Origin of the sequence: Nocardia cyriacigeorgica NBRC 100375 (genome assembly GCF_000308555.1) — a bacterium.
GTDB lineage: Bacteria > Actinomycetota > Actinomycetes > Mycobacteriales > Mycobacteriaceae > Nocardia > Nocardia cyriacigeorgica.
Map to the genome: position 1 here is coordinate 18,717 of NZ_BAFY01000219.1, position 24,303 is coordinate 43,019.

Here is a 24,303-nt window from a genome sequence, read left to right on the forward strand (position 1 = left end):
GCGATGGGCCGGGCAGACGTCACCAGCGGTAGTGCGCGAACGCCCGGTTGGACTCGGCCATCTTGTGGGTGTCCTCGCGGCGCTTCACCGAGGCGCCGAGGCCGTTGCTGGCGTCGAGCAGCTCGTTGGCCAGACGCTCGACCATGGTCTTCTCCCGACGCGCGCGGGAGAAGTTGACCAGCCAGCGCAGCGCCAGGGTGTTGGCACGGCCGGGACGGACCTCGACCGGCACCTGGTAGGTGGCGCCACCGACGCGACGCGGCTTGACCTCGAGCGACGGCTTGACGTTGTCGAGCGCGCGCTTGAGGGTCACGACCGGATCGGTGCCGGTCTTCTCGCGCGCCTGCTCGAGTGCACCGTAGACGATGCGCTCGGCGGTCGACTTCTTGCCGTCGAGCAGGATCTTGTTGACCAGCTGGGTGACCAGCGGCGACCCGTAGACCGGGTCATTGATCAACGGACGCTTGGGAGCGGGGCCCTTGCGCGGCATATCAGCTCTTCTCCTTCTTGGCGCCGTAGCGGCTGCGGGCCTGCTTGCGGTTCTTCACACCCTGGGTGTCGAGGGAACCGCGGATGATCTTGTAGCGCACACCGGGGAGGTCCTTCACACGACCGCCACGGACGAGCACCATCGAGTGCTCCTGCAGGTTGTGGCCTTCACCCGGGATGTACGCCGTGACCTCGACCGCGCTGGTCAGGCGAACACGCGCGACCTTACGCAGCGCGGAGTTCGGCTTCTTCGGGGTCGTGGTGTACACACGCGTGCACACGCCACGGCGCTGCGGGCTCCCCTTGAGGGCCGCGGTCTTGGTCTTGGCGACCTTGTCACGGCGACCCTTACGGACCAGCTGGTTGATGGTTGGCATAGACCGGCTTTCCTTATTGGTTAATGCGGTGTCGTATACGTGTCATCGAGCATTCACTCGCACGTCCGGCCACGTTTCTCGCGTCCCGAGGTCGGGCGTGTCGCGCGCAGGTCAGGGGCCCAATTCAGGGCACGCTGGAACTGTCAGCCGCTCTCGCTGGCCTACGTTCTGCGCTCGAACTTGCCCGCATGCTTCCGGGCACAGCGATCCACGATACTCGGCGGCCGGAGCATGGGTCAAAGCGGGGTCGATCACGCGGCCGGCCGCGCGGCGCTCACCTGGCCAGATTCAAGGTCAGCTCCACGAGTTTCTTGGCGGCGCCGCACGGATCGGGATGCGCCGAGCCGGGCCGGTAGTTCACCCACCATCCCACGATGCCGGTGTCGGCGGCACTCGCGCTCACACCACAGGAGTCGGGATCGCCGGGCCGCCGTGTCTCGAGCGCGCTGCGGCCCTGCACGGTGATCGTCGTCGTGGTGTAGCCGAGCTTGTCGTTGTTGGTGCGCTCGTTGTTGAGCGAGCCGATCTCGTACCAGTTCAGTGTGACCATGCCGCCGCCGGTCGCGCCGCCCTCCAGATCCCACATGCAGACCGCGCCGTAGAACGACGGCTGCACGAAGCCGGTCTCGTCGACGACCTTCGCGATCTGATCCTGGGAGACCACATCGCATTCGCGCAGCAGCTTGTCGAAATCGGTGTTCACCGTGCTCGCCTCGGCGGCGCCGGCCGGTTGAGCCGACCCCTCCACGGTGCGTCCGCATCCGCCGAGGACCAGGGTCAGGCCGACGGCCGCCGTCACCGCCATCGTCGCGCGCACGCGTGCGCCCCCGCCGCTCATCACCGCTCCCCTCATTGCAGCCTCTGCACGGTCAGCTCGGCCAGCTTGCGCATCTTGTCGCACGGGTTGCCGCCATTGGCCTCGAACAACCCGTAGGACATCGACCATTCGAAGAAGTCGTCGCCGATCTGCACCGCGAGGTCGCAGACCGAGCCGCTCGGCTCCAGCGCCTGGAAGCCGGTCTTGCCCGCCACCTCGATCGACTGCGGGTTGCGGCCCTGGGTGGTGACCCAGGCGCGTTCGCGTTCGATCGGGCTGCCGCGGAAGGAGGCGAAGGTGACGCTGGTGGATCCGCTGCCCGCGGCCTGCCAGTTGCAGCCGGTGGAGTTCTTGAACACCTGCGAGATCTGGGCCATCCCGGCGACCTGACGCACCTCGTCATCGGTGACGTGGCCGCATTCGCCGACGAACGGGCCGAGCGTGGCGACCTTCGGCGGCGGCCGGTGCGGAGCCTGCGGCGAGTCGCCCTCCTCGCTGGAGCCGCACGCCGACAGCAGCAACGTCAGGGCCGCCACCGAGACGAGGACCGACGGGATACGCATGCGATGAACTCTACCGACCGGTCGCGAGTCCGGCCGTCCTACAAATTGCCGCGGGCGTCCTGTTCGCGCTCGATGGCCTGGAACAAGGCCTTGAAATTGCCCTTGCCGAAGCCGAGCGAGCCGTGGCGTTCGATGAGCTCGAAGAACACCGTCGGCCGGTCGGTGAGCGGGCGGCAGAAGATCTGCAGGAGATAGCCGTCCTCGTCGCGGTCGACCAGGATGCCGCGAGATTGCAACTCCCGCACCGGAACTCGAACCCGGCCGATCCGCGCGCGCAGCTCGGGATCCTCGTAGTAGGCATCGGGAGTCGGCAGGAACTCGATACCTTCGCGGCGCAGATTGTCCACGCAGGTGAGGATGTCGGAGGTGGCCAGCGCGATGTGCTGGACGCCGGGGCCGCGATAGAACTCCAGGTACTCATCGATCTGCGAGCGCTTCTTGCCCACGGCGGGCTCGTTGAGCGGGAACTTCACCCGGTGATTGCCGTTGGCCACCACCTTGCTCATCAGCGCCGAATACTCGGTGGCGATATCGTCGCCGACGAATTCGGCCATGTTCGTGAAACCCATGACGCGGTGGTAGAACTCGACCCATTCGTCCATCCGGCCCAGCTCCACATTGCCGACGACGTGGTCGATCGCCTGGAACAACCGGACCGGCGCGCCGGGGCGCGGCTGGTAGGTCGAGCGCCGGGCGACATAGCCGGGCAGGTAGGGGCCGAGGTAGCCGGAACGGTCGACCAGGGTGTGCCTGGTCTCGCCGTAGGTGGCGAGGGCGGCCGAGCGGACGGTGCCGAATTCGTCGCTCTCGTCGTGCGGTTCGACCAGCACGGTGGCGCCGTGGCTGCGCGCCCACTCGATGCACCGGTCCACATCGGGTACTTCGAGGGCGATATCGACGACGCCGTCGCCGTGGCGGTCGTGGTGGGCGATCAGCGGGCTGTCCGGATCGACAGCGCCCTGCACGACGAATCGCACACCACCGCTGCGCAAGACGAACGCCTTGTGATCGCGATTGCCCGTCTCCGGACCGGAATAGGCCTCCAGCCGCATGCCGAACGCCGATTCCAGGAAATGCGCGGTCTGGGTCGCGTTACCGACCACCCACACCAGCGCGTCCCAGCCGATCACCGGGAACGGATCGACACTCACGTCGTGATCGACCAGGCCGACCAGGGTGCGCAGCTCATCGTCGGCCGGTGCACCGGCGCGCCGGGCGTCCGGCAACTGCTCGAGAGTCATGCACCTAGGAAATCGCCGTGCGCGCCGGTAGGCAACCAGCAGGTTTCCGAGTATCCACACTGGCAGATCGGTCTAGTAAGACGCCTCGGATGCTGCGCAGAATGACTAGCATCGAGGCATACCGCAGTGTCCGAACGGAGGCCGCCCATGTCGCGCACGCCGGCGAAACTCGACGAACTCGATCTCGCGATCCTCACCGCGATGCACGAGTACCAGAAGGCGGGGATCCTGGAGCTGTCCCGGCGCACCCGGGTCGCGCGGGCCACGGTGCAGTCGCGGATCGCCCGGATGGAGGAGGCGGGGGTGATCGCCTCCTACGACCCGCAGATCGACGTCACCGCCGCCGGTTTCCAGGTGCAGGCCTTCGTCACGCTGGAGATCGCGCAGGGCGCGCTCGACGCCGTCGCCGCCGAACTCGAGGCGATCCCCGGTGTGCTCGAGGCGTACGCGACCACCGGGTCCGGTGATGTGCTGTGCCGGATCGGTGCGGATTCGCACACCGGGCTGCAAGAGGTGCTGCTCAGCATCGACCGGACGCCGCCGGTGGTGCGTTCACACAGCGTGATCGTGCTGTCGACGGTGGTGGAACGGCGCACGCTGCCACTGCTGCGCACGCTGACGCCGACGGGAACGAGTAAGGCGCCCGCCTATCGCGGGAACCGACCGCGGTCATAACGCCCTCATGGGCGCAGATCGGCACCCACATCCAGGATTTCGAGCCGGGGCACGAGGTCCGGTTCGAGGAAGGCCGCCAAGGCCGATGCCTCGGCTTCGACCTCGGCCTTCTCCCGCGCGGACCAGTCGCGGTTCGGGCTGATCCGCATCCTGGCGGCGGTCTTGTCCGGAAAGACCTTGTACATGCCTGCGACGAAGCCGTCGATCAGGATCGGCGAGGCCAGGAGCCGGGAGGTGTTCGGCGGGCCGTCGGGTGCGATGCGCGAGCGATCCTGGTGGGAGAGCAGGGCGTTGTCGTACCAGCCGAGCAGCCGCACCGGAGCGGGCAGCTCGGGGTCGGCCAGTTCGGCGTCGGCCAGGTCGTAGAGGGTGCGGCCGCGCTCGTCGGTGTAGGTGCGCAGCCGGTCGCCCAGCTGTGCGACCGCCGCCTTCATCCCGGTGAGCTTCGACCAGGTTTGCATATCCATGGTGCTCGCCGGGCCGAAGGCACGCAGGTACCGCACCACCAATTCGGCGACCGGATAGGCCGGGTCGAGCGGCGCGCCCAGCCACGGCTGCACCCGCGACCAGACCGGTCGGCTGTTGTCACGCCACATCCCGCGCGGCGGCGTCTGCAATACCGGCAGCTGATACAGCCAGGTCTGCACCACCGCGCCCGGGTCACGGTCCGGGAACAGTTCGGCGGCCCTGGTGCGCAACTCGGCGGCGGGCATCGGCTCGTCGCCGAGCACTTCTTCCCCGCGCCTGCGCACCTCGTCCGGGTCCAGTCCGACCATGGCGCCGTAATTGAATCCCTTCCGGAACGGGACCTTCTCCAGTTCCGGTTGGATCAGCGGTGCGATGCGCAACGCGTCGGACGCGGTGACCAGGTGAATCGTGCCGCGCATCAAGGTGATCCGGACCAGCGAACGATCTAGCAGCCCGGCCGAGACCGTCGCCGGGTCGAAGTCGGCGAGGCGACTCCACAAGGCGACGAACGGTGGCGGCACATCCTGGGCCTGCAAACCCACCAGGTGATCGCACATCTCGGGCACCGAGAGGTCGGCGCGCTCGAGCAGGTGCTGGCGGGCCAGCAGCGTCCGGTTCAGGACCCGGGTGGTCAGCGTCATGATCCGCTCACAGTAGAGCGTGGTACCGACAATCACCCGCCTCAGCGGACGGTGACGACGACCTTGCCGGTGGCCGTGCGGTTGTCCAGCGAGGCGACCGCGTCGGCGGCCCGCTCCAGCGGGAACAGCACCGGCTGCGGCGCGGTGATCGCGCCCGAGGCCAGCAGCGGCTCCACCTCGGCCCACTGTTCGGCGAGGTAGCCGGGATGGGTCATCACCCATTCACCCCAGGCCGCGCCGACCACCTCGACGTTCTTGAGCAGCAGCCGGTTCACCTTCACGGTGGGGATCTCACCGGCGGTGAAGCCGACCACCAGCAGCCGGCCCGCGGAGGCGAGCGAGCGGATGCTGTCGGTGAAGCGGTCGCCGCCGACGGGGTCGAGCACGATGTCGACCCCGCGCCCGCCGGTCAGTTCCTTCACCGCGGCCAGCCAGCCATCGGTGAGCACCACGTCGGTGGCGCCGTTGGCCCGCGCGACCTCGGCCTTTTCCTCGGTACTCACCACCGCGATCGTCCGGCCCGCACCGAGCGCGGCCGCCATCCGCAGCGTCGAGGTACCGATACCGCCGGCCGCGCCGTGCACGAGCACCGTCTCCCCCGGCGCCAGCCTGCCCCGGTTACGCAGGCAGAAGTGCACGGTCAGATCGTTGAACAGGATACCGGCGCCGGCCTCCAGCGACACGTTGTCGGGTAGCCGGAAAACCATCTCGGCGGGCACCACCGCCACCTCGGCCATGGCATTGCCGAGCAGTGTCAACGCGATCACGCGATCGCCCGCCCGCACATGCGCGCCCTCGGGGGCCTCGCGCACCACACCGGCGATCTCGCCACCGACGACGAACGGCAGCGGCGGCTTCATCTGATACAGCCCGCGCGTCATCAGCACATCGGGAAACGCGACCCCAGCGGCGTGCACATCGATCACCACACTGCCGGGGAACGGCGTGGGCTCCGCGATGTCGACGACCTCGATGGACTCGGGTCCTTCCAGCTTGCTGACCTGGGCTGCGCGCATGTGCCGACCTCTTTCGTCTCCGCGCCGTCGTCATCGGCGACGCCGGATCCCAACATAATCGGCGCGACCGCAACGTGCGTGCCCAACCCGGACACCGCCACGCCGACCCCGTCGGCCGGCACATCGGCGCGCCCGATCCGCTTGTGCGGAGCCCCTGTTCAGCGGCGGTGCCTTTGTTAAGCTCACCCGCAGTGCATCGGGAGGGAAGGGGGACGTCCGTGAGCGAGAACGACGGCAGCACGACCATCCGCGTCGATCCGGAGGTGCTGCGCAGTTTCGCCGGGCAACTCGGCGACGAAGCGGGCAACGTCACCGGACTCGGCACGGCCGAGGACGCGAACATCAGCGGTGCGGTCGGGGCGCTGCCCGGTACCGCTTTCGGCGCCGCCGCGCAGCATGCCGTCGACGCCACCGGCAAGTGCCTACAGCGCATCAGCGACCGGCTCACCACCGTGGCCGACAGCCTGCGCAATACCGCGGGCGCCTATGAACTCACCGAAGCCGACTTCGAGCAGAAGCTGCGCACGATCGGACTGTCGCAGTGACACTCACGATTCCCGACGTCGAACAGTGGAAGCCCGACCAGCTCGGCACCGCCGCCACCAATGCTGCCAACCTGGCCACCCGGCTCGACGGCCTGGCCACCTCCGGACGCACCAGCACCGAGACCTTGCAGTGGAGCGGCCCGGCCGGTACCGCCGCCAAGACCAGGATGGACACCGAGAAGACCAGGGCGGGTGCGGTCAGCGCGGCCCTGCTGGAATTGCAGACGGCACTGAACGTCGAGGTCGGCAACCTCACCGAGACCAAGAACAAAGTGCTGCAACTGCGTGACGCCGCGCAGACGCCCAACGGCGAGATGCCCGGCTTCCAGGTCGCCGCCGACGGCACCGTCAGCGCCCAGGCGCGCATGGACTACCTGCGTAAACACGCCGAGGGCAAGGCAAACGTAGAAGGCGAATGCCTGGCCGAGATGTATCTGGCCGCGGTGCATCAGTGGCATATCGCCAATGCCCTGAAGGCGGCCGCCGACGCCGCCGAACGCGCACGGGTCGCGGTCGAGAACGCGGCCGTCAAGCTGGATCAGGCCTTCGAGACGCTGGGCGATCCGAAGCTCAACGTCGCCCCGCCCACGGTCCCTGCGAGCACCGCTCCGGCCTCGGTCTCGGCGCCGCAGAGCGATAAGAGCGGCAACAGCAGCCCGCTGATGTCGGGCTCCGGCTCCGGGTCCGGCGGCGGGAGTGGAGCCGGCAGCGGCGGCGGTTCGAGCTCGGGTGGCGGTTCGAGTTCGGGTGGCGGCAGCTGGTCGGAGAGCGCACTGGCCTCCGGCGGCCCGCCGAGCAGGATGCCCACCGGCGAGCAGGCGCAATGGATCCAGGAAGCCATCCGGGTACTGCGCGAAAACGGTTACGACGTCTCCGATTCCGATGCCGCGATCATCGCCGCCATCATCGAGAAGGAGTCCGGGGGTGATCCGAACGCGATCAACCTCTGGGACAGCAACGCCGCCGCGGGCATCCCGTCGAAAGGCCTGATGCAGACCATCGACCCCACCTTCAACTCCTACAAGCTGGCAGGCCACGACGACATCTGGAACCCGGTCGACAACATCATCGCCGGCTCCAGGTACGCCATCGAACGCTACGGATCGCTGAGCAATGTGCCCGGCATCGTGGCCATGAGCCAGAACCAGGGCTACGTGGGCTACTAGGCGCGAGGAGGACGCGGCAAGGTTGCTGGAACCCCGGTTCGCGGGCAGGCGGTGCGCCCCGACCCGGCGGCTCGACGCGAGGGTGTGACGCACGCCCCGTAAAGTCTTCTCACAAGAAGCACCGCATGAGAACGCGGCACACCGTGCAGCGCGAGGAGCACAAGTGTCACTCGATCAGCCACTCGCCCCGCTTCCCCAGGAGGGCATGGGCTTTGCCTCGGCGTGGCCCGTACGAGCCGGCGATGTGGATCCCTACAACCGTCTGCGATTCGACGGCGTCGCCCGCTATCTACAGGACATCGCCTGGGAACAGCTGCAACAGACGCTGCTGGAGCGGACCGATCCGAACTGGATCGTCCGGCGCACCGTCATCGACGTCGTCCGGCCGATCATGTGGCCGGACCAGGTCCGGCTGGAGCGCTGGTGCTCGGCCATGTCGACCCGCTGGACGAATATGCGGGTCCGGATCACCAGCGACAACGGCGGTCTCATCGAGACCGAGGGATTCTGGATCAATATCAGCGAGTCCAACAACCGCCCGGCCCGGATCAGCGATGAGGGCCTGGCCTACCTGGCGCAGACCGCGCAGGAACACCGGCTGCGCTGGCGGCCGTGGCTCACCGACGCCACCCCTCCCGAATCGGACACCGACCAGCCGTTCCCGGTCCGCGCCACCGATATCGACCAGTACAACCACGTCAACAACGCCTGCTACTGGCAGGCGGTCGAACAGTTCCTGGTCGACTATCCGAAGCTGGTGGCTGGTCCGCACCGCGCCGTCATCGAATACGTCGCGCCGGTGCTGGCGCGCGAGCACATCACCGTGCGCAGCCGCTACGAGCCCGGTGACGGTGCGGGCGCGCCCACACTGCGGTTATGGTTCGTCGTCGGCGGCACCACCACGACCATCGTTCGGGTCATGCCGCTGCCCAGCTGATCGAGCCGCACCCGGCCGTTGGCCGCTCTCGGCGTACTCCACGGCCGGGTGCGTCTCGGCGCCTCAGCTGTTGGCGGCCTTGAGCAGGTCCGGGCGGGTGGTGAATTTGACCCGCGGACGCCCGGCGGATTTGCCCGCCGTGCGCTCGGCCTGATCGATGGCCCGCCAGCCGTCGCGGTCGACCAGATCCGGCTGACGCTGCTGGACCAGCGCCCGCAGCGCGGCTCGGTCGCCACGCGGGGTGGCCAGCTTGCCCGCGATGAAATCGGCGATCAGGCCCTCGACGGTTTCCTCCGCGTCGACCCGGTTGGAGCCGATCACACCGCGGGGGCCGCGCTTGATCCAGCCGCTGACGTAGACCCCCGGCACCGGTGTGCCGTCCTCGCCGATGACCCGGCCGTGCTCGTTGGGCACCACCGCGCGCCGCTCGTCGAAGGGCAGGCCGGCGACGGGTTCACCGCGGTATCCGATGGAGCGCAGCACCAGCGAGGCAGGCAGACTGCCGGTGCGGTCGGTCGCGCGGGCCACCAACTGCTCGCCCTCGCTGAGCAATTCGTTGTGCACGTACTCCAGCGATTCCACCCGGTCGGTGCCGGTCAGCCCGGTGGGCGAGGCCAGGTAGCGGAAGACGATCCGCTTGTTGCCCGGATCGCTGGAGGCGGCCGCGTACTCCTTGGCCAGGGTGTATTTCAGCGCAAGCGACGGCTCCACGTCCGGATCGTCGAGGATGGCCTGGCCGGCCGGATCCAGTTCCAGCTCCGCCGGATCGATGACGACGTCGACGCCCTTCAGATGCGCGAGCGCCATGAACTCCGGCGAGGAGTAGGCGGCCTGCAGCGGACCGCGCCTGCCGAGCACGACGACCTCGCGGATATTGCTGCGGCGCAGCGCGTCCAGGGCATGGTCGGCGATATCGGTCTTGGCCAGCTCGTCCGGGTCGACGGTGAGCACCCTGGCCACATCGAGGGCGACATTGCCGTTACCGACGATGACCGCTCGCTCACCGGACAGGTCGAACTCCCGGTCGGCGTAATCGGGATGGCCGTTGTACCAGGCCACGAACTCGGTCGCGGAATGGCTGCCGGGCAAATCCTCGCCCGGGACGTTCATGTGCCGGTCCGAGGCCGCGCCGACGGCGTACACCACGGCGTGGTGATGTTCGAGCAGCTCCTCGTGGGTGATGTGCTGACCGACCTCGACGTTCAGATAGAACTGGAGCGTGTCGCGGCGGAACGCCGATTGGAACATATTCGACACGCCCTTGGTGCCCGGGTGGTCCGGGGCCACACCCGCGCGCACCAGACCCCACGGCGTCGGCAGCCGGTCGAACATCTCCACCTCGACGTCGGAGCGACGCAGGAGCTCGTCGGCGGCATAGCAGGCGGCGGGGCCCGCGCCGACGACGGCGACCCGTAGCGTGCCCAGTTCCTTCGGTGGTCTGGTGGGCGCGGCGATCGGATCGAAGTTCGTCTCCAGCGGATGCCGCTGGAAGTAGGCGGCATTGATATCGCGGAATCGGGCCAGCGATGCGGGCAGGTCGTCTTCGGAGAAGATGGCCTCCACCGGGCACGCGTCGACACAGGCTCCGCAGTCGATGCAGGTGTCGGGGTCGATGTAGAGCATCTCGGTCGTCGCGAACTCCGGCTGGTCCGGGGTGGGTCGGATGCAGTCGACCGGGCACTCGGAAACGCAGCTGGCGTCATTGCAACAACGCTGCGTGATTACGTAGGCCATATTGTGCAGATCCTCGAAAACTGTGCGCGGGCTATGACCACCCCGGGTGTGGGTGGCGCAGCGTCACGGTGCGGATCACGGGGTGACCGGAGGGCCGTCGTGCTGTGACGCCGCTTTCAGTTTGCCTCGAGTGTGGCAGGAGTCTCTGCACCGGAGGGCTTACGGTAGTGCCATGGTGCGGACTCTGATCCTCATGCGGCACGGTAAATCGGCTTATCCCGACGGCGTGGAGGACCACGAACGCCCGCTCGCACCGCGTGGGCAGCGGGAAGCGGGGCTGGCCGGACAGTGGCTGCGCGAGACCCAGCCGCCCATCGACGCGGTGCGCTGTTCGACCGCGACCCGCACCCGCGAAACGCTGGCCGCGACCGGCGTCAACGCGCCGGTGGTCTACGAACGCGGCATCTACGAGGCCTCGCCGCAGACCCTCATCGAGCTGGTCCAGCTCAGCGATGACGACGTCGCCACGCTGCTGGTGATCGGCCACGCTCCCGGTATGCCATGGACGGCGTGGGAGCTGGCGAGCAACCGCGACAGCGAGCCCGCGATCGAACTCAGCCGCAAGTTCCCCACCTCGGCGCTGGCGGTCCTGCACTTCGACCGGCCGTGGTCGCAGGTGGATCCGGGCACCGGTGAACTGGTGAGCTTCCACGTGGCGCGCTGAATACGTAGAGACCCCTTGCCGAGCTGCCGAACCGGGCTGTCAGCGCAGCAGCTTGCCGCCGAAGACCACACCGGCCCCGAGCAGCACCAGCAGCACGAAGGCCGCGAACCCGCCGAACAACCACCACACCACACCGAGCGCGAGCGCGAACGGCGCGACGGCGATGGCGGTGATCACCGGGCTTTCCTTGACCGTGGCCCAGGCCGAACGGGCCCGGACGCGGTCGATTTCCTTACCTGGCATGGCTCCAGGGTAGGCCGGAAGCGGCCAACGTGTCGGTGCTCGGTGCGATGCTCGTCACATGGACTGGAAAATCGAACTCGTGGCCATCCCGGTGACCGACGTCGACCGCGCCAAGGACTTCTACACCAAGATCGGTTTCAACGCCGATCACGATCATTCGCCCAGTGAAGACATCCGTTTCGTGCAGCTCACCCCGCCCGGTTCCGGCTGTTCGATCTGCATCGGACGCGGCATCACCGAGGCGGCGCCAGGCAGCGTCGAAGGGATGCAGATGGTGGTGGACAGCGCCGAGCAGGCCTATCAGCAATTGCGCGCGGCCGGAGTGGAGGCCACGCCGGTGAAGGACCTCGGCTGGGGCCTGTTCACCTTCTTCTCCGACCCCGACGGCAACAAATGGGCGGTTCAGGAACTGCCGGATTACGCGGCGGGCCCGCCGAGCTGAGCCTGCCGCTGCCGCGCCCCTCTCGATTCGTGTTTGCTTGGAGTGCACTCCAGGTGACTAACGTCGTCGGCGTTCGGCGAGAGGGGCAGTCAGGTGAGCGAAACCGCACGTCAGGGTGGTGTTGACAGCAGCGAAAGGGAACGGCCGCGCTATTCGATCGGTGAAGTGGCCGAGCGATGCGGGCTGAGCCGGGACACGCTGCGCTGGTATGAGCGCATCGGGCTGATGGATTACATCGGCCGCGACCACACCGGCAAGCGCCGGTTCAGCGACCGTGACCTGGACTGGCTGGAGCTGATCGGCCGGCTGCGCACCACCGGTATGTCGGTGGCGGACATGGTCCGCTACGCCGAGCTCGTGCGTGCCGGCGACGCCACGTTGCCCCAGCGCCTGGAGATGTTCCGCGCCACCCGCGCGGACACCTTGGCCAAGATCGCCGAACTACAGCGGACCGTCGCCGTGCTCGACTACAAGATCGAGCTCTACGAGGGCAGGTCGACGACGGTCCGTCCGATCAGGTCGATCCATTGCGAAGGGACAACCGATGAATGACGCATCGCGCAGCGAGTCCGTGCAGACCGGCACGCTCGCGACAACGACCCTCGGCACCAGCGGCATCGAGGTCGGCACACAGGGCCTGGGTTGCATGGGGATGAGCGAGTTCTACGGCGCGACCGATCTCGCCGAGGCCCGCGCCACGCTGGACCGGGCGCTCGAGCTCGGCGTCACCCTGTTCGACACCGCCGACGTCTACGGTTCCGGCCACAACGAGGAGTTCCTCAGCGATTTCGTCCGGGCCAACCGCGAGCACGTGGTGCTGGCCACCAAGTTCGGCATCATCCGCAAAGCCGATGACCCCGCCTACCGCGGGTTCGACAACTCCCCCGAATACATCCGCGCCTCGGTCGATGCCAGCTTGCGCCGACTCGGTATCGAGGTGATCGATCTGTATTACATGCACCGGCGCGATCCCGAGGTCCCGATCGAAGACACCGTCGGCGCCATGGCCGAATTGGTCCGAGCGGGCAAGGTTCGGTCGCTGGGCCTGTCGGAGGTCACCGGCCCGGAATTGAAGGCCGCCACCGCGATCCATCCGATCGCCGCCGTGCAGTCGGAGTGGTCGTTGTTCTCCCGCGACGTGGAGCAGACCGCCGTTCCCGCCGCCGCCGAGCTCGGTGTCGCGTTCGTGCCGTATTCCCCGCTCGGCCGCGGTTTCCTCACCGGCTCGTTCAGCACCGCGAACGAACTCGGCGAGGGCGATTTCCGCGCCCGGATGCCCCGGTTCACCGGTGACAATGCCGCGCGCAACGCCGCACTGCTTGCGCCCGTGCACGCCATCGCCGAAGCCCGCGGAGTGAGCGCCGCGCAGGTGGCGCTGGCCTGGGTGCATTCCCGGGCAGCGGCGCACGGGCTCTCGGTCGTTCCGATTCCTGGCACCCGTAAGCGCACCCGGCTGGAGGAGAACGTCGCGGCGGCTGGCCTGGAGTTGTCCGCCGACGAGCTGGCGAGCCTGGAACCCATCGCGGGCCGGGTGGCGGGCGACAGGTACGCGGATATGTCGTTCACCTCGGCCGGTCGCGAGTAACCGGCTCATCCAATCCGCAGCCGCGATCGACCCGCTCGCCGCCACCGGTCGGCCGGATCCCGATCGCGGCTGCGCACCGCGACAGCCGGATCGGACTACGGTCCGCTTGTTCCGGATCCGCACGCGCGTCGCGAGGCGGCACGGGCTAGCATCCGATCATGGAGCCCGACATCGCCCAGGAACGCGTGTGGATCGACCGGCAGACGCCCACCGCGTACCGCGCACTGGTCCACCTCGCGACAGCGGTGCGCGCCGCCGGCGCCGACGCCGGGCTCGACCGCCGCCTCCTCGAACTGATCAACGTACGGATTTCCCAGATCAACGGCTGCGCGAGCTGCCTGGACCTGCATCACCGGGCCGCGCTGACCGCCGGCGCGAGCGCGCAGGAACTGGCCATGCTGCCGTCCTGGCGTCGCGGCGACTTCTTCGGCCCGGCCGAACGCGCGGCCCTCGGGCTGGCCGAAGCCACGGCGACGCTCGCCGACGAGGCGAGCATCGATCGTGAGTACGCTGGCGCTCGCCAGCAATTCTCGGAAGACCAGCTCGCGGTCATCGTCTGGGCCGCAACCACGATCAGCGCGTTCAACCGCGTGTCGATACTGAGCAAACACCCGGTGCGCGAGAGGAGAGACGGAGCATGACCGATTCGACGGTGGCGACCGACGTCGTCCACAACGAGAGCAAGCACCGCTACGAGATCTGGTATGGCGGCGAGCTCGCCGGCTTCACCGAGTACGAGGAACGCGGCGACCAGACCGTGTTCACCCACACCGAGATCGATGACGCGTTCGGCGGCAAGGGCCTCGGCACCGTGCTCGCACATCAGGCCATCGAGGACGTGATCGCACGCGAACGCGTGATCCACCCGGTCTGCCCGTTCATCAAGGCCTACCTCGACAAACATGCCGAATACGATGCGCATGTCGTCGGTAAGGGGATCACCCGGTGAGAGCGCTCGGCGAGCCGGCACCGGCGACGTCTGGGCGCCCGCGCAGCGAGAAGCCGAGCGGAGCGCGTGCATGAGCGACCTCGATCCGCATCCGGATGAAGCGCTGTGCGAACCCTCGCCGGGCCCTGGTCCGGTGGCCGAGCAGTACCCGGCGCGTGAGGTGCCGCTCGGCGGCGTGCGCGGCGTGTTCGTCGAGCGGGTGCTGCCGCAGCGCGACCTGCCGACGGTCGGCGCCTGGTGTTTCCTCGATCATTTCGGTTCGCCCACCGTCACCAAGACCGGGGCGCCGCCGGATATCGATCCGCATCCACATATCGGGTTGCAGACGGTCACCTGGCCGTTCGAAGGCAAGATCCGGCATCGCGATTCGGTCGGCTCCGATGTGGAGATCGAGCCCGGTCAGCTGAACCTGATGACGTCGGGACGCGGTATCGCGCATTCGGAGTACGGTGTCGCGGGCGCGCCCGCCGGGCACGGCCTGCAATTGTGGATCGCGCTGCCGGGTTCGGCCGCGGGGATCGAACCGCATTTCGAGCAGCACCGCGAATTGCCGGTCTACGAGGTCGCGGGCCTGCGCGCGACGGTCCTGCTCGGTACCTTGGCCGGGGTCACCTCCCCCGCGATCACCTACACCCCGCTGGTCGGCGCCGATGCTCATATCGACGCGGGCGCGCGGGTGAGGCTGCCGGTTCAGCCCGGGTTCGAGTACGCCGTGCTGGTACTCGAGGGCGAGCTGACCATCGCCGGCACCGACCTCGGCCCCGGGCCGCTGCTGTACCTCGGCACCGAACGCACCGAGCTCACTCTCGCCAGCAGCGCGGGCGCGCATTTCGCGCTCATCGGCGGCGAACCCTTCGGCGAGGATCTGGTGATGTGGTGGAACTTCGTCGGCCGCAGCCACGACGAGATCATGGCCGCTCGCGCGGATTGGGAGAATCGCAACGTCGAGCGGTTCGCCGATATCGCGGGACATCCACCGCAACAACGGATCCCGGCCCCGCCGCTGCCCGGGCTCCGGCTCAAACCGCGCAAGCGACGGTTCGGCGGCCACTGATCATGCGCGGCGACCCGGCACCACTGCGCGGAGCCGGGTCGCGGGAATGGCTGTGGCTCAGGCCGATTCGGCCAGCAGGGCATCCAGGGCCCGGTAGCTCTCGTTGAGTCCGGACTCCATGCCCGACTGGAGCATGCCGTCGCGCTCTTCCCTGGTGTGGAACTGGCTGTCGGTGACCACCTTGGTGCGGCCGTCGCCGAGATCGACGAACGTGGTGGCGTCGATGGCGACATGTGCGGGCATGCCGTCCCATTCGAAGGACTGCACGATCCGCTCCTTCGGGGTGATCTCCCGGAAGCGCCCCTCGAATCCGTGCGATTCACCGTCGGCGTGTTCGACGAAACGCCAGTGCCCACCCTTGCGGAACTCCCAACGCTCGACATCGAGTCGATTGCCACGGCCCCACCAGCGCGACAGCTGCTCGATCCGGCTGTAGGCCTCCCAGACGCGGTCCACCGGCGCGTTGAACACTCGCTCGACATGGATCTCGGTATCCGAGGTCGTCGAGATAACGGCATCGTTCGTGGTTGTACTCATGGGGTTTGCTCCGTTTCCGTTGATTCGAGGAATTCACCGAGACGGTCCATCCGGGCCTCCACCATCCGCCGATAGCCCTGCATCCAGGCCACCTCACGGTCGAAGACGTTCTCGCCGAGCCGGCAGTACCGCACCCGGCCACGCTTCTCCGTGACCACCATCCCCGCTGCTTCGAGCAGGTGGATGTGCTTCTTGATGCCGGTGAGGGTCATCGCGAAGCGCTCCGCCAGCTCGCTGACGGTGGCGGGGCCACGTCCGAGGCGCTCGAGGATGCCCCGTCGGGTGGGGTCCGCAAGCGCTCCGAAGGAGGCGTCTAGGAAGTCATACTGAACCATCTAGTTCAGTGTTGCGGATCGATTCCGCCGGTGTCAATACCCGGGCGGGAAGTTCCGGATCAGGCTCGCTTGTGTGACGCCACGAAAGCACGGCGTAGCACCGCGTTCGGTTCCTGTGCACCGCATGGTCCCGGTATGGTCTTCGCAACCCGAACCGGACATTTCGCCGACGGCGCGAGCGCAAAGGACACGATGAGGCTCACCAGGATTACCGCGACGACACTGCTCACGCTGACCGTCACCGGCGTCAGCGCCGGCCTCGCACCGGCCGAGCCCACCCCGGACAAGGCGAAGCTCGATCTGTCCGGCACCGTCGAGCAGATCGACTACCGGGTCAGCGCCGATCAGGATCGGCGCGCCGCGGTGACCACGATCGACGGCGGCCGCTTCGACCTGGTCGAGGACGACCGCGTCGTCACGCTCACCAATCGCACCGGCCACGTCGTCGCCGCGTTCCCCATGGCCATCCGCCTCGGCGACAAGCAGGTCGACCTGGCCCCACTGATCGAGGACGACGGCACCAGCCTCACCCTCACCCCCGCCCCCTCGGAGACGTCGGCCACCCCGCTGCGCGACATCAACGCCGAGGAACGCTTCTTCGCCGAAGTCGAACGCCACAAGCCCGCCATCATCACCGGCGCGGTCATCGGCGGCGCCATCGGCTTCGTCCTCGGCCTGCCGCTCGGCCTGTTCGTCCTCGACTTCATCACCGTCCCCGTCGGCACCGTCGTCGGCGCCGCCATCGGCGCCTTCGCCGGCCTCGCCCATTCGGGCGGCCAGCCCGCCATCGACGCCGCCGTCGCCTATCTGACCCGCACCCCCTGAAGTTCGTTCACCACCTACCTTGCACTCAGTTTTGAGGAAACTGAGTGTAAGGTCGGGCCATGGAATCAGTTACGCCATGGCCGCCGATTGGCTGGGAGGCGCGGACTTGGGTTCCGTCGGTCCCCTCTGACCTTGTCTCGCGAAGGGTGCGGGAGCGCCACCGCGGCCCCTACGACTCTGCGGTCGTGCCACGCATCGCCGCACAGCAGGTCCACCTGCCCAGCGCGATACTCGCCATCGCCGACGAAGCTTCGATCGAGATCGCGCGCTTCGACGCCGAATCCGGTGCACGACTGGCGCCCTTCGGCGCGATCTTGTTGCGATCGGAATCCACGTCGTCGTCCCGCATCGAAAACCTCACCTCAGGCGCGAAGGCGATCGCACTCGCCGAACTCGGCGCTACCGATCAACGCAATGCCGTAGAGATCGTCGGCAACGTGCACGCCATGCAGACCGCCATCGACCTCAGCGGCCATCTCGATGAGAACCTGGTGCTCGCCATGCATTCGGCATTGATGTCGGCCGTCGATTCGGAATCGGCCGGCCAGTGGCGGACCGAGCAGGTCTGGATCGGCGGAGACAACTACGGCCCGCACGGAGCGACGTTCGTCCCTCCGCACCACGACCACGTTCCAGAGGCGATGGCCGACCTCATGGCCTTCACCCGCCGCGACGACATTCCGATTCTTGCGCACTCAGCCATATCGCACGCACAGTTCGAAACGATCCATCCATTCACCGATGGCAACGGACGTACCGGCCGAGCACTGATCCACTCGATGCTGCGCGCGAAGGAACTCACTCCCAACGTGACGGTCCCGATCGCTGCCGGCCTGCTCACCGATGTCGATGCGTATTTCTCCGCACTGACCGCCTATCGCGCCGGTGACTTGGCGCCGATCGTCACCGCCGTAGCGGAGGCATCATTCGCCGCGATCACCAATGCCCGCCAACTGGTGTCGGAGATCTCCGGCACCAGGCAGCGATGGGAATCGATGATCAGAGTCCGCCCGCAAGCCATGTCCTGGCGGGTCGCCGATCTGGCACTACGCATCCCGGTGTTCGATACGGAGACCCTCGCACGAGAGCTCGGCACCACCGCCTCGAACGCACTGCGAGCCCTCTCCCCGCTCGTCGAGGCCGGCATCCTCACCGAGTTCACCGGTATGCGCCGCAACCGCATGTGGCAGGCCCGGGAGATCCTCGATGCCCTGGACGCATTCGCCACTCGCGCAGGTCGACGAAGCCTTGGCTGAACCGGTTTCGGTTGAAAGAAAGCGTTCGGCCCCCGCACCGTGAACGATGCGAGGGCCGAAAGCTGTTGCCTACCTACCGATTACCGGTAGTCGCTGAAACCGTAGTCGTCCAGCGGGACCGCGGCACCGGTGGTGGTGCCGAAGCCCTCCGGGCTGTAGTAGGTGTCGTCGTAGGACGGCACCGCGTACGCCGCGGCACGGGCCTCTTCGGTGGGCTGAACCTGGATGTTGCGGTAACGGTTGATACCGGTACCGGCGGGGATCAGCTTACCGATGATCACGTTCTCCTTGAGGCCGATGAGCTTGTCGGAGCGGCAGTTGATGGCCGCGTCCGTCAGCACTCGAGTGGTCTCCTGGAACGACGCCGCCGACAGCCACGAATCGGTGGCCAGCGACGCCTTGGTGATACCCATCAGCACCGGGCGACCGGCCGCGGGCTCGCCACCCTCGGACACGACGCGACGGTTGGCCGCCTCGAACTCGGCGCGCTCAGTGAGCGAACCGGGCAGGAACTCGGTGGCACCGGAGTCGATGATCGTCACGCGACGCAGCATCTGACGCACGATGACCTCGATGTGCTTGTCGTGGATCGACACACCCTGCGAGCGGTACACCTCCTGGACCTCGTGGACCAGGTGGATCTGCACCTGACGGGGGCCCATCACGCGCAGCACCTCGTGCGGATCCGCCGCGCCTTCCAGCAGCTGCTGGCCGACCTCGACGTGATCACCATCGGAGAGCAGACGCTCGGTGCCGTCGTCGTGCTTGAACACCCGCAGCCGCTGACGCTTCGAGAGCTTGTCGTAGACAACCTCTTCGCCACCGTCATCGGGGATGATGGTGATCTTGTAGAAGCGGTCGTCGTCCTCGAGCCGCACGCGACCGGAGACCTCGGCGATGGGCGCCTTGCCCTTGGGCACACGAGCCTCGAACAGCTCCTGAACACGCGGCAGACCACCGGTGATGTCATCACCCGCGACACCACCCTGGTGGAAGGTACGCATGGTCAGCTGGGTACCGGGCTCACCGATGGACTGCGCGGCGACGATACCGACGGCCTCACCGATGTCGACCAGCTTGCCGGTCGCCATGGAACGGCCGTAGCAGGTCGCGCAGACGCCGGTGCCGGTGGTGCAGGTCAGCACGGAGCGGACCTTCACCTCGGTGATACCGGCCTCGAGCAGCGCCTCGATGGCCGGGTCGCCCAGGTCGTGACCCTTCGTGATGATGACGTTGCCGTCGGCGTCGATCGCGTCCTGCGCCAAAGTGCGGGCGTAGGTGGAGGTTTCGACGTGCGCGTCGCGAATCAGCGAGCCGTCGGGCTGCCTCTCCGCGATCGGCACCACGATGCCGCGCTCGGTGCCACAGTCGTGCTCGCGCACGATGACGTCCTGCGAGACGTCCACCAGACGACGGGTCAGGTAACCCGAGTCGGCGGTACGCAGCGCGGTGTCGGCCAGACCCTTACGGGCACCGTGGGTGTTGATGAAGTACTCGAGAACGGTCAGGCCCTCACGGAAGGAGGACTTGATCGGCCGCGGAATGAACTCACCCTTCGGGTTGGTCACCAGACCCTTCATACCGGCGAGGGTACGAGTCTGGGTGAAGTTACCCGTTGCGCCCGAATCGACGATCGTGATGATCGGGTTGTCGGCCGGGTAGTGCGCGCGCAGCGCCTTACCGACCTCTTCGGTCGCCTCCTGCCAGATCTTGACCAGGGCGTTGTTGCGCTCCTGGTGATCGAGCGCACCACGCTGGTACTTCTTCTCGATCTGATCCGACTGCGCCTCGTAGCGCTCCATGATCTCGGCCTTCTCCGGCGGAACGAGAACGTCCGACATGGAGACGGTGACACCCGAACGCGTGGCCCAGTAGAAACCGGCGTCCTTGAGCTTGTCGACGGTCTGCGCGACCACGATCATCGGGTAACGCTCGGCGAGATCGTTGATGATCGTCGCCTGCCGCTTCTTCGGCATCTGCTCGTTGATGAACGCGTAGTCCGCGGGCAGCAGCTCGTTGAACAGCACCCGGCCCAGCGTGGTCTTGGTGGTCCACGCATCGCCGCGCCGCCAGCCGTCGGGGAACAGCTCGGCCTCGACGTCCTTGGGCGGACGCTGGTCGGTCAGCCGCACCTTGATCAGCGAACGCACGGTCAGCTCACCACGGTCGACCGCCATCTGCGCCTCGGCCGGCGAGGAGTACACGCCCTGCTCCGGAGCATCCTTGGTGGCGGGCCGGTACTCGCCCTTGGCGCCTTCCTGCAGGCGGGTCAGGTAGTACAGACCGGTCACCATGTCCAGACGCGGCATGGCCAGCGGACGACCCGAGGCCGGCGACAGGATGTTGTTCGACGACAGCATCAGGATGCGCGCCTCGGCCTGCGCCTCCGCCGACAGCGGCAGGTGCACGGCCATCTGGTCACCGTCGAAGTCGGCGTTGAACGCCTCACAGACCAGCGGGTGCAGCTGGATGGCCTTGCCTTCCACCAGCTGCGGCTCGAAGGCCTGGATACCGAGACGGTGCAGGGTGGGCGCACGGTTGAGCAGCACCGGGTGCTCGGCGATGACCTCTTCGAGGACATCCCACACCTGCGGCCGCTGCCGCTCGACCATCCGCTTGGCGGACTTGATGTTCTGCGCATGGTTCAGGTCGACCAGGCGCTTCATCACGAACGGCTTGAACAGCTCGAGCGCCATCAGCTTCGGCAGACCGCACTGGTGCAGCTTGAGCTGCGGGCCGACGACGATGACCGAACGGCCCGAGTAGTCGACGCGCTTACCGAGCAGGTTCTGACGGAAACGACCCTGCTTGCCCTTGAGCAGATCGCTCAGCGACTTCAGCGGGCGGTTACCCGGACCGGTGACCGGGCGACCACGACGGCCGTTGTCGAACAGCGCGTCCACGGACTCCTGCAGCATCCGCTTCTCGTTGTTGACGATGATCTCGGGCGCACCGAGGTCGATCAGTCGCTTGAGGCGGTTGTTGCGGTTGATCACGCGGCGGTACAGGTCGTTCAGGTCGGAGGTGGCGAAACGGCCACCGTCGAGCTGAACCATCGGCCGCAGCTCCGGCGGGATCACCGGAACGGCGTCGAGCACCATGCCCATGGGCGAGTTGCCGTTGGACTGGAACGCCGCGACGACCTTGAGTCGCTTGAGCGCACGCAGCTTCTTCTGGCCCTTACCGCTGCGGATGGTCTCGCGCAGCGATTCTGCCTCGGCCTCGATGTCGAAGTTCTCCATCAGCTTCTGGATGGACTCCGCGCCCATCGCGCCGGTGAAGTACTCGCCGTAGCGGTCGGTCAGCTCGCGGTAGAGGACCTCGTCCACGATGAGCTGCTTGGGGGCCAGCTTGGTGAAGGTGGTCCAGATCTCGTCGAGGCGATCCAGCTCACGCTGGGCGCGGTCGCGGATCTGCTTCATCTCGCGCTCGCCGCCGTCCTTGACCTTGCGGCGGACGTCGGACTTGGCGCCTTCGGCCTCGAGCTCGGCGATATCGGCCTCGAGCTTCTGGGCGCGGGCCTCGAGATCGGCGTCGCGCTGATCGGCGACGGCCTTCTTCTCGACCTCCATCTCGGCCTCGAGGGTCGACAGCTCGTTGTGCCGCAGCTCCTCGTCGACGCTGGTGATGACGTAGGCGGCGAAGTAGATGATCTTTTCCAGATCCTTCGGCGCCAGGTCCAGCAGGTAACCCAGCCGCGAGGGCACACCCTTGAAATACCAGATGTGAGTGACCGGGGCGGCCAGCTCGATGTGGCCCATCCGCTCACGGCGCACCTTGGCGCGGGTGACCTCGACGCCACAGCGCTCACAGATGATGCCCTTGAAGCGGACACGCTTGTACTTACCGCAGTAGCACTCCCAGTCCCGGGTGGGACCGAAGATCTTCTCGCAGAACAAGCCATCCTTCTCCGGCTTGAGCGTGCGGTAGTTGATGGTCTCCGGCTTCTTCACCTCACCGTAGGACCACCGGCGGATGTCTTCGGCAGTGGCAAGGCCGATCCGGAGTTCATCGAAGAAGTTGACGTCTAGCACGTAACTTCCTTTCCCCTGTGCGGGTCGAATTCGAGCAAAAGTTCACTAGTGAGTCGAGCGCGGAGGCCGGATGCCCGAGCAGGGCATCCGGCCGACCGCCTAGTTCGCCAAATCGTCGACGGTGGCCGCTTCGTTCCTGGACAGGTTGATGCCCAGGTTGGCCGCCGCCCGCTCCAGATCCTCATCGTCACCGTCGCGCATCTCGATCGCGGCGCCGTCGGAGGACAGCACCTCGACATTGAGGCACAGCGACTGGAGTTCCTTGAGCAGCACCTTGAACGATTCCGGAATGCCCGGCTCCGGAATGTTCTCGCCCTTGACGATCGCCTCGTAGACCTTCACGCGGCCCACCACGTCGTCGGACTTGATGGTCAGCAGCTCCTGCAGGGTGTAGGCGGCGCCGTAGGCCTGCATGGCCCAGCACTCCATCTCACCGAAGCGCTGACCACCGAACTGCGCCTTACCGCCGAGCGGCTGCTGGGTGATCATCGAGTACGGGCCGGTCGAACGGGCGTGGATCTTGTCGTCGACCAGGTGGTGCAGCTTCAGGATGTACATGTAGCCGACCGCGACCGGGTACGGGAACGGCTCGCCGGAGCGGCCGTCGAACAGGGTCGCCTTGCCGTTCTCGTCGACCATGCGGTCACCGTCACGGTTGGGCAGGGTCGAGGCGAGCAGACCGGTGAGCTCCTCCTCGCGGGCACCGTCGAACACCGGGGTGGCGATGTTCGAGTCGGCCGGCGCGGACAGCATCTCCTCCGGCAGTGCCTTCGCCCAGTCCGGACGGCTGCCGTCGCCTGCCACGTCGACCTGCCAGCCCGCCTTGCCGATCCACCCGAGGTGGGTCTCCAAGATCTGGCCGATGTTCATACGACGCGGCACACCGTGGGTGTTCAGGATGATGTCGACCGGGGTGCCGTCGGGCAGGAACGGCATGTCCTCGGTGGGGAGGATCTTGCCGATGACGCCCTTGTTGCCGTGGCGGCCGGCCAGCTTGTCGCCGTCCTGGATCTTGCGCTTCTGCGCCACGTACACCCGGACCAGCTCGTTCACACCCGGGGGCAGATCGTCGTCGTCATCGCGCGAGAACACGCGGATGCCGATGACCTTGCCGGACTCACCGTGCGGCACCTTCAGCGAGGTGTCGCGGACCTCGCGGGCCTTCTCACCGAAGATGGCGCGCAGCAGCCGCTCCTCCGGGGTCAGCTCGGTCTCACCCTTCGGGGTGACCTTGCCGACCAGGATGTCGCCGTCGCGGACCTCGGCGCCGATGCGCACGATGCCGCGCTCGTCCAGATCGGCCAGCACCTCGTCGGAGACGTTCGGGATGTCCCGGGTGATCTCCTCGGCGCCCAGCTTGGTGTCACGGGCGTCGATCTCGTGCTCTTCGATGTGGATGGAGGTGAGGACGTCGTCTTCCACGAGGCGCTGCGACAGGATGATCGCGTCCTCGTAGTTGTGACCCTCCCACGGCATGATCGCCACGAGCAGGTTCTTGCCCAGCGCCATCTCACCGTTCTCGGTGCAGGGGCCGTCGGCGAGGACCTGGCCGGTCTCGACCCGCTGGCCCTCGTCCACGATCGGCCGCTGGTTGGCGCAGGTGCCCTGGTTGGAGCGGGCGAACTTGCGCATCCGGTAGGACTTGCGGGTGCCGTCGTCGGCCATCACGGTGACGTAGTCGGCGGAGACCTCCTCGACCACACCGGCCTT

The 24,303-nt window shown here is 67.3% G+C and carries 26 protein-coding genes; 13 read left to right on the forward strand and 13 right to left on the reverse strand.

The window, feature by feature from the left end; translation table 11 throughout:
* Nucleotides 1–19 precede the first annotated feature (19 nt).
* The 5 genes from rpsG to hppD all read right to left on the reverse strand — a co-directional run bounded on the left by rpsG (nucleotide 20) and on the right by hppD (nucleotide 3,487).
* Entirely contained in the window at nucleotides 20–490 is a 471-nt protein-coding gene (rpsG, locus tag RJ05_RS22555) for a 30S ribosomal protein S7 (protein WP_014353063.1), read from the reverse strand.
* A gap of 1 nt (nucleotide 491) precedes the next feature.
* A complete protein-coding gene (gene rpsL / locus RJ05_RS22560; RefSeq protein ID WP_014353064.1) occupies nucleotides 492–866 on the reverse strand; it encodes a 30S ribosomal protein S12 in 375 nt (124 codons plus the stop codon).
* 274 nt (nucleotides 867–1,140) lie between these two features.
* Nucleotides 1,141–1,704, reverse strand: coding sequence for a DUF3558 domain-containing protein (locus tag RJ05_RS22565; RefSeq protein WP_373365078.1), 564 nt, complete (start codon nucleotides 1,702–1,704; stop codon nucleotides 1,141–1,143).
* 11 nt (nucleotides 1,705–1,715) lie between these two features.
* Nucleotides 1,716–2,246 (reverse strand): DUF3558 domain-containing protein, encoded by a 531-nt coding sequence (locus RJ05_RS22570; protein ID WP_036540401.1) that lies wholly within the window; start codon nucleotides 2,244–2,246, stop codon nucleotides 1,716–1,718.
* A gap of 38 nt (nucleotides 2,247–2,284) precedes the next feature.
* Nucleotides 2,285–3,487 (reverse strand): 4-hydroxyphenylpyruvate dioxygenase, encoded by a 1,203-nt coding sequence (hppD, locus tag RJ05_RS22575; RefSeq protein ID WP_036540402.1) that lies wholly within the window; start codon nucleotides 3,485–3,487, stop codon nucleotides 2,285–2,287.
* 147 nt (nucleotides 3,488–3,634) lie between these two features.
* Between hppD and RJ05_RS22580 the strand changes: the two genes are divergently transcribed.
* A complete protein-coding gene (locus RJ05_RS22580) occupies nucleotides 3,635–4,162 on the forward strand; it encodes an Lrp/AsnC family transcriptional regulator (protein WP_036540405.1) in 528 nt (175 codons plus the stop codon).
* A gap of 5 nt (nucleotides 4,163–4,167) precedes the next feature.
* On the opposite strand, the gene RJ05_RS22585 is transcribed toward RJ05_RS22580, so the two are convergent.
* Together RJ05_RS22585 and RJ05_RS22590 are read right to left on the reverse strand one after the other, a co-directional pair.
* Complete coding sequence (locus RJ05_RS22585) at nucleotides 4,168–5,271, reverse strand: winged helix DNA-binding domain-containing protein (protein WP_036540407.1); 1,104 nt, start codon at nucleotides 5,269–5,271, stop codon at nucleotides 4,168–4,170.
* A gap of 41 nt (nucleotides 5,272–5,312) precedes the next feature.
* On the reverse strand, nucleotides 5,313–6,287 hold the full coding sequence (locus RJ05_RS22590) for an NADPH:quinone oxidoreductase family protein (protein WP_036540410.1): 975 nt from the start codon (nucleotides 6,285–6,287) through the stop codon (nucleotides 5,313–5,315).
* A 218-nt stretch (nucleotides 6,288–6,505) separates the two neighbouring features.
* On the opposite strand from RJ05_RS22590, the gene RJ05_RS22595 reads away from it, so the two are divergent.
* From RJ05_RS22595 to RJ05_RS22605, 3 genes are all read left to right on the forward strand, one after another.
* Nucleotides 6,506–6,832 carry a type VII secretion target gene (locus tag RJ05_RS22595; protein ID WP_036540412.1) on the forward strand — a complete coding sequence of 109 codons (327 nt, stop codon included), beginning with the start codon at nucleotides 6,506–6,508 and terminating at the stop codon, nucleotides 6,830–6,832.
* On the forward strand, nucleotides 6,829–7,998 hold the full coding sequence (locus RJ05_RS32500) for a transglycosylase SLT domain-containing protein (protein WP_036540414.1): 1,170 nt from the start codon (nucleotides 6,829–6,831) through the stop codon (nucleotides 7,996–7,998). The genes RJ05_RS22595 and RJ05_RS32500 overlap by 4 nt, the downstream gene beginning before the upstream one ends.
* Before the next feature lie 163 nt (nucleotides 7,999–8,161).
* Nucleotides 8,162–8,935, forward strand: a complete 774-nt coding sequence (locus RJ05_RS22605; RefSeq protein ID WP_036540416.1) for an acyl-[acyl-carrier-protein] thioesterase — start codon at nucleotides 8,162–8,164, stop codon at nucleotides 8,933–8,935.
* A 63-nt stretch (nucleotides 8,936–8,998) separates the two neighbouring features.
* On the opposite strand, the gene RJ05_RS22610 is transcribed toward RJ05_RS22605, so the two are convergent.
* Nucleotides 8,999–10,669: an FAD-dependent oxidoreductase gene (locus RJ05_RS22610; protein ID WP_036540419.1), complete on the reverse strand. Its 1,671-nt coding sequence runs from the start codon at nucleotides 10,667–10,669 to the stop codon at nucleotides 8,999–9,001.
* 172 nt (nucleotides 10,670–10,841) lie between these two features.
* On the opposite strand from RJ05_RS22610, the gene RJ05_RS22615 reads away from it, so the two are divergent.
* Nucleotides 10,842–11,333 carry a SixA phosphatase family protein gene (locus RJ05_RS22615; protein WP_036540421.1) on the forward strand — a complete coding sequence of 164 codons (492 nt, stop codon included), beginning with the start codon at nucleotides 10,842–10,844 and terminating at the stop codon, nucleotides 11,331–11,333.
* Nucleotides 11,334–11,372: 39 nt separating this feature from the next.
* Here the strand turns inward: RJ05_RS22615 and RJ05_RS22620 are convergent, their stop codons facing one another.
* Nucleotides 11,373–11,576, reverse strand: coding sequence for a hypothetical protein (locus RJ05_RS22620; protein ID WP_036540424.1), 204 nt, complete (start codon nucleotides 11,574–11,576; stop codon nucleotides 11,373–11,375).
* 58 nt (nucleotides 11,577–11,634) lie between these two features.
* On the opposite strand from RJ05_RS22620, the gene RJ05_RS22625 reads away from it, so the two are divergent.
* The 6 genes from RJ05_RS22625 to RJ05_RS22650 all read left to right on the forward strand — a co-directional run bounded on the left by RJ05_RS22625 (nucleotide 11,635) and on the right by RJ05_RS22650 (nucleotide 15,606).
* Nucleotides 11,635–12,018: a VOC family protein gene (locus RJ05_RS22625; RefSeq protein WP_036540427.1), complete on the forward strand. Its 384-nt coding sequence runs from the start codon at nucleotides 11,635–11,637 to the stop codon at nucleotides 12,016–12,018.
* A gap of 93 nt (nucleotides 12,019–12,111) precedes the next feature.
* Nucleotides 12,112–12,570, forward strand: coding sequence for a MerR family transcriptional regulator (locus tag RJ05_RS22630; RefSeq protein WP_036540430.1), 459 nt, complete (start codon nucleotides 12,112–12,114; stop codon nucleotides 12,568–12,570).
* Nucleotides 12,563–13,603 carry an aldo/keto reductase gene (locus RJ05_RS22635; protein ID WP_036540433.1) on the forward strand — a complete coding sequence of 347 codons (1,041 nt, stop codon included), beginning with the start codon at nucleotides 12,563–12,565 and terminating at the stop codon, nucleotides 13,601–13,603. The genes RJ05_RS22630 and RJ05_RS22635 overlap by 8 nt, the downstream gene beginning before the upstream one ends.
* Before the next feature lie 158 nt (nucleotides 13,604–13,761).
* Complete coding sequence (locus RJ05_RS22640) at nucleotides 13,762–14,244, forward strand: carboxymuconolactone decarboxylase family protein (protein WP_036540437.1); 483 nt, start codon at nucleotides 13,762–13,764, stop codon at nucleotides 14,242–14,244.
* Complete coding sequence (locus tag RJ05_RS22645; protein ID WP_036540440.1) at nucleotides 14,241–14,552, forward strand: GNAT family N-acetyltransferase; 312 nt, start codon at nucleotides 14,241–14,243, stop codon at nucleotides 14,550–14,552. Before RJ05_RS22640 ends, RJ05_RS22645 begins: the two co-directional genes overlap by 4 nt.
* Nucleotides 14,553–14,622: 70 nt before the next feature.
* Complete coding sequence (locus tag RJ05_RS22650; RefSeq protein WP_036540443.1) at nucleotides 14,623–15,606, forward strand: pirin family protein; 984 nt, start codon at nucleotides 14,623–14,625, stop codon at nucleotides 15,604–15,606.
* A gap of 57 nt (nucleotides 15,607–15,663) precedes the next feature.
* Here the strand turns inward: RJ05_RS22650 and RJ05_RS22655 are convergent, their stop codons facing one another.
* Nucleotides 15,664–16,143 carry an SRPBCC family protein gene (locus RJ05_RS22655; protein WP_036540445.1) on the reverse strand — a complete coding sequence of 160 codons (480 nt, stop codon included), beginning with the start codon at nucleotides 16,141–16,143 and terminating at the stop codon, nucleotides 15,664–15,666.
* Nucleotides 16,140–16,478 carry an ArsR/SmtB family transcription factor gene (locus RJ05_RS22660; RefSeq protein WP_036540447.1) on the reverse strand — a complete coding sequence of 113 codons (339 nt, stop codon included), beginning with the start codon at nucleotides 16,476–16,478 and terminating at the stop codon, nucleotides 16,140–16,142. Before RJ05_RS22660 ends, RJ05_RS22655 begins: the two co-directional genes overlap by 4 nt.
* A 135-nt stretch (nucleotides 16,479–16,613) precedes the next feature.
* On the opposite strand from RJ05_RS22660, the gene RJ05_RS22665 reads away from it, so the two are divergent.
* Together RJ05_RS22665 and RJ05_RS22670 are read left to right on the forward strand one after the other, a co-directional pair.
* Nucleotides 16,614–17,303 carry a DUF8020 domain-containing protein gene (locus RJ05_RS22665; RefSeq protein WP_234012412.1) on the forward strand — a complete coding sequence of 230 codons (690 nt, stop codon included), beginning with the start codon at nucleotides 16,614–16,616 and terminating at the stop codon, nucleotides 17,301–17,303.
* 59 nt (nucleotides 17,304–17,362) lie between these two features.
* The gene (locus RJ05_RS22670; RefSeq protein WP_036540449.1) at nucleotides 17,363–18,559 is read left to right on the forward strand and encodes a Fic family protein; all 1,197 of its coding nucleotides are present in this window, start codon (nucleotides 17,363–17,365) and stop codon (nucleotides 18,557–18,559) included.
* Nucleotides 18,560–18,639: 80 nt separating this feature from the next.
* Here the strand turns inward: RJ05_RS22670 and RJ05_RS22675 are convergent, their stop codons facing one another.
* Nucleotides 18,640–22,593: a DNA-directed RNA polymerase subunit beta' gene (locus RJ05_RS22675; protein ID WP_036540452.1), complete on the reverse strand. Its 3,954-nt coding sequence runs from the start codon at nucleotides 22,591–22,593 to the stop codon at nucleotides 18,640–18,642.
* Nucleotides 22,594–22,692: 99 nt separating this feature from the next.
* The coding region (locus RJ05_RS22680; protein WP_036540463.1) for a DNA-directed RNA polymerase subunit beta at nucleotides 22,693–24,303 on the reverse strand (1,611 nt) is incomplete at its 5' end.

Coding starts and splice junctions, on each gene's coding strand:
- RJ05_RS22640 (WP_036540437.1), top strand. CDS start 13,762: ATGGAGCCCGACATCGCCCAGGAACGCGTGTGGATCGACCGGCAGACG.
- RJ05_RS22615 (WP_036540421.1), top strand. CDS start 10,842: ATGGTGCGGACTCTGATCCTCATGCGGCACGGTAAATCGGCTTATCCC.
- RJ05_RS22585 (WP_036540407.1), bottom strand. CDS start 5,271: ATGACGCTGACCACCCGGGTCCTGAACCGGACGCTGCTGGCCCGCCAG.
- RJ05_RS22570 (WP_036540401.1), bottom strand. CDS start 2,246: ATGCGTATCCCGTCGGTCCTCGTCTCGGTGGCGGCCCTGACGTTGCTG.
- RJ05_RS22565 (WP_373365078.1), bottom strand. CDS start 1,704: ATGAGCGGCGGGGGCGCACGCGTGCGCGCGACGATGGCGGTGACGGCG.
- RJ05_RS22580 (WP_036540405.1), top strand. CDS start 3,635: ATGTCGCGCACGCCGGCGAAACTCGACGAACTCGATCTCGCGATCCTC.
- RJ05_RS22635 (WP_036540433.1), top strand. CDS start 12,563: ATGAATGACGCATCGCGCAGCGAGTCCGTGCAGACCGGCACGCTCGCG.
- RJ05_RS22590 (WP_036540410.1), bottom strand. CDS start 6,287: ATGCGCGCAGCCCAGGTCAGCAAGCTGGAAGGACCCGAGTCCATCGAG.
- RJ05_RS22620 (WP_036540424.1), bottom strand. CDS start 11,576: ATGCCAGGTAAGGAAATCGACCGCGTCCGGGCCCGTTCGGCCTGGGCC.
- RJ05_RS22610 (WP_036540419.1), bottom strand. CDS start 10,669: ATGGCCTACGTAATCACGCAGCGTTGTTGCAATGACGCCAGCTGCGTT.
- RJ05_RS22665 (WP_234012412.1), top strand. CDS start 16,614: ATGGTCTTCGCAACCCGAACCGGACATTTCGCCGACGGCGCGAGCGCA.
- RJ05_RS22660 (WP_036540447.1), bottom strand. CDS start 16,478: ATGGTTCAGTATGACTTCCTAGACGCCTCCTTCGGAGCGCTTGCGGAC.
- rpsG (WP_014353063.1), bottom strand. CDS start 490: ATGCCGCGCAAGGGCCCCGCTCCCAAGCGTCCGTTGATCAATGACCCG.
- RJ05_RS22670 (WP_036540449.1), top strand. CDS start 17,363: ATGGAATCAGTTACGCCATGGCCGCCGATTGGCTGGGAGGCGCGGACT.
- RJ05_RS22655 (WP_036540445.1), bottom strand. CDS start 16,143: ATGAGTACAACCACGAACGATGCCGTTATCTCGACGACCTCGGATACC.
- RJ05_RS22625 (WP_036540427.1), top strand. CDS start 11,635: ATGGACTGGAAAATCGAACTCGTGGCCATCCCGGTGACCGACGTCGAC.
- hppD (WP_036540402.1), bottom strand. CDS start 3,487: ATGACTCTCGAGCAGTTGCCGGACGCCCGGCGCGCCGGTGCACCGGCC.
- RJ05_RS22645 (WP_036540440.1), top strand. CDS start 14,241: ATGACCGATTCGACGGTGGCGACCGACGTCGTCCACAACGAGAGCAAG.
- rpsL (WP_014353064.1), bottom strand. CDS start 866: ATGCCAACCATCAACCAGCTGGTCCGTAAGGGTCGCCGTGACAAGGTC.
- RJ05_RS22650 (WP_036540443.1), top strand. CDS start 14,623: ATGAGCGACCTCGATCCGCATCCGGATGAAGCGCTGTGCGAACCCTCG.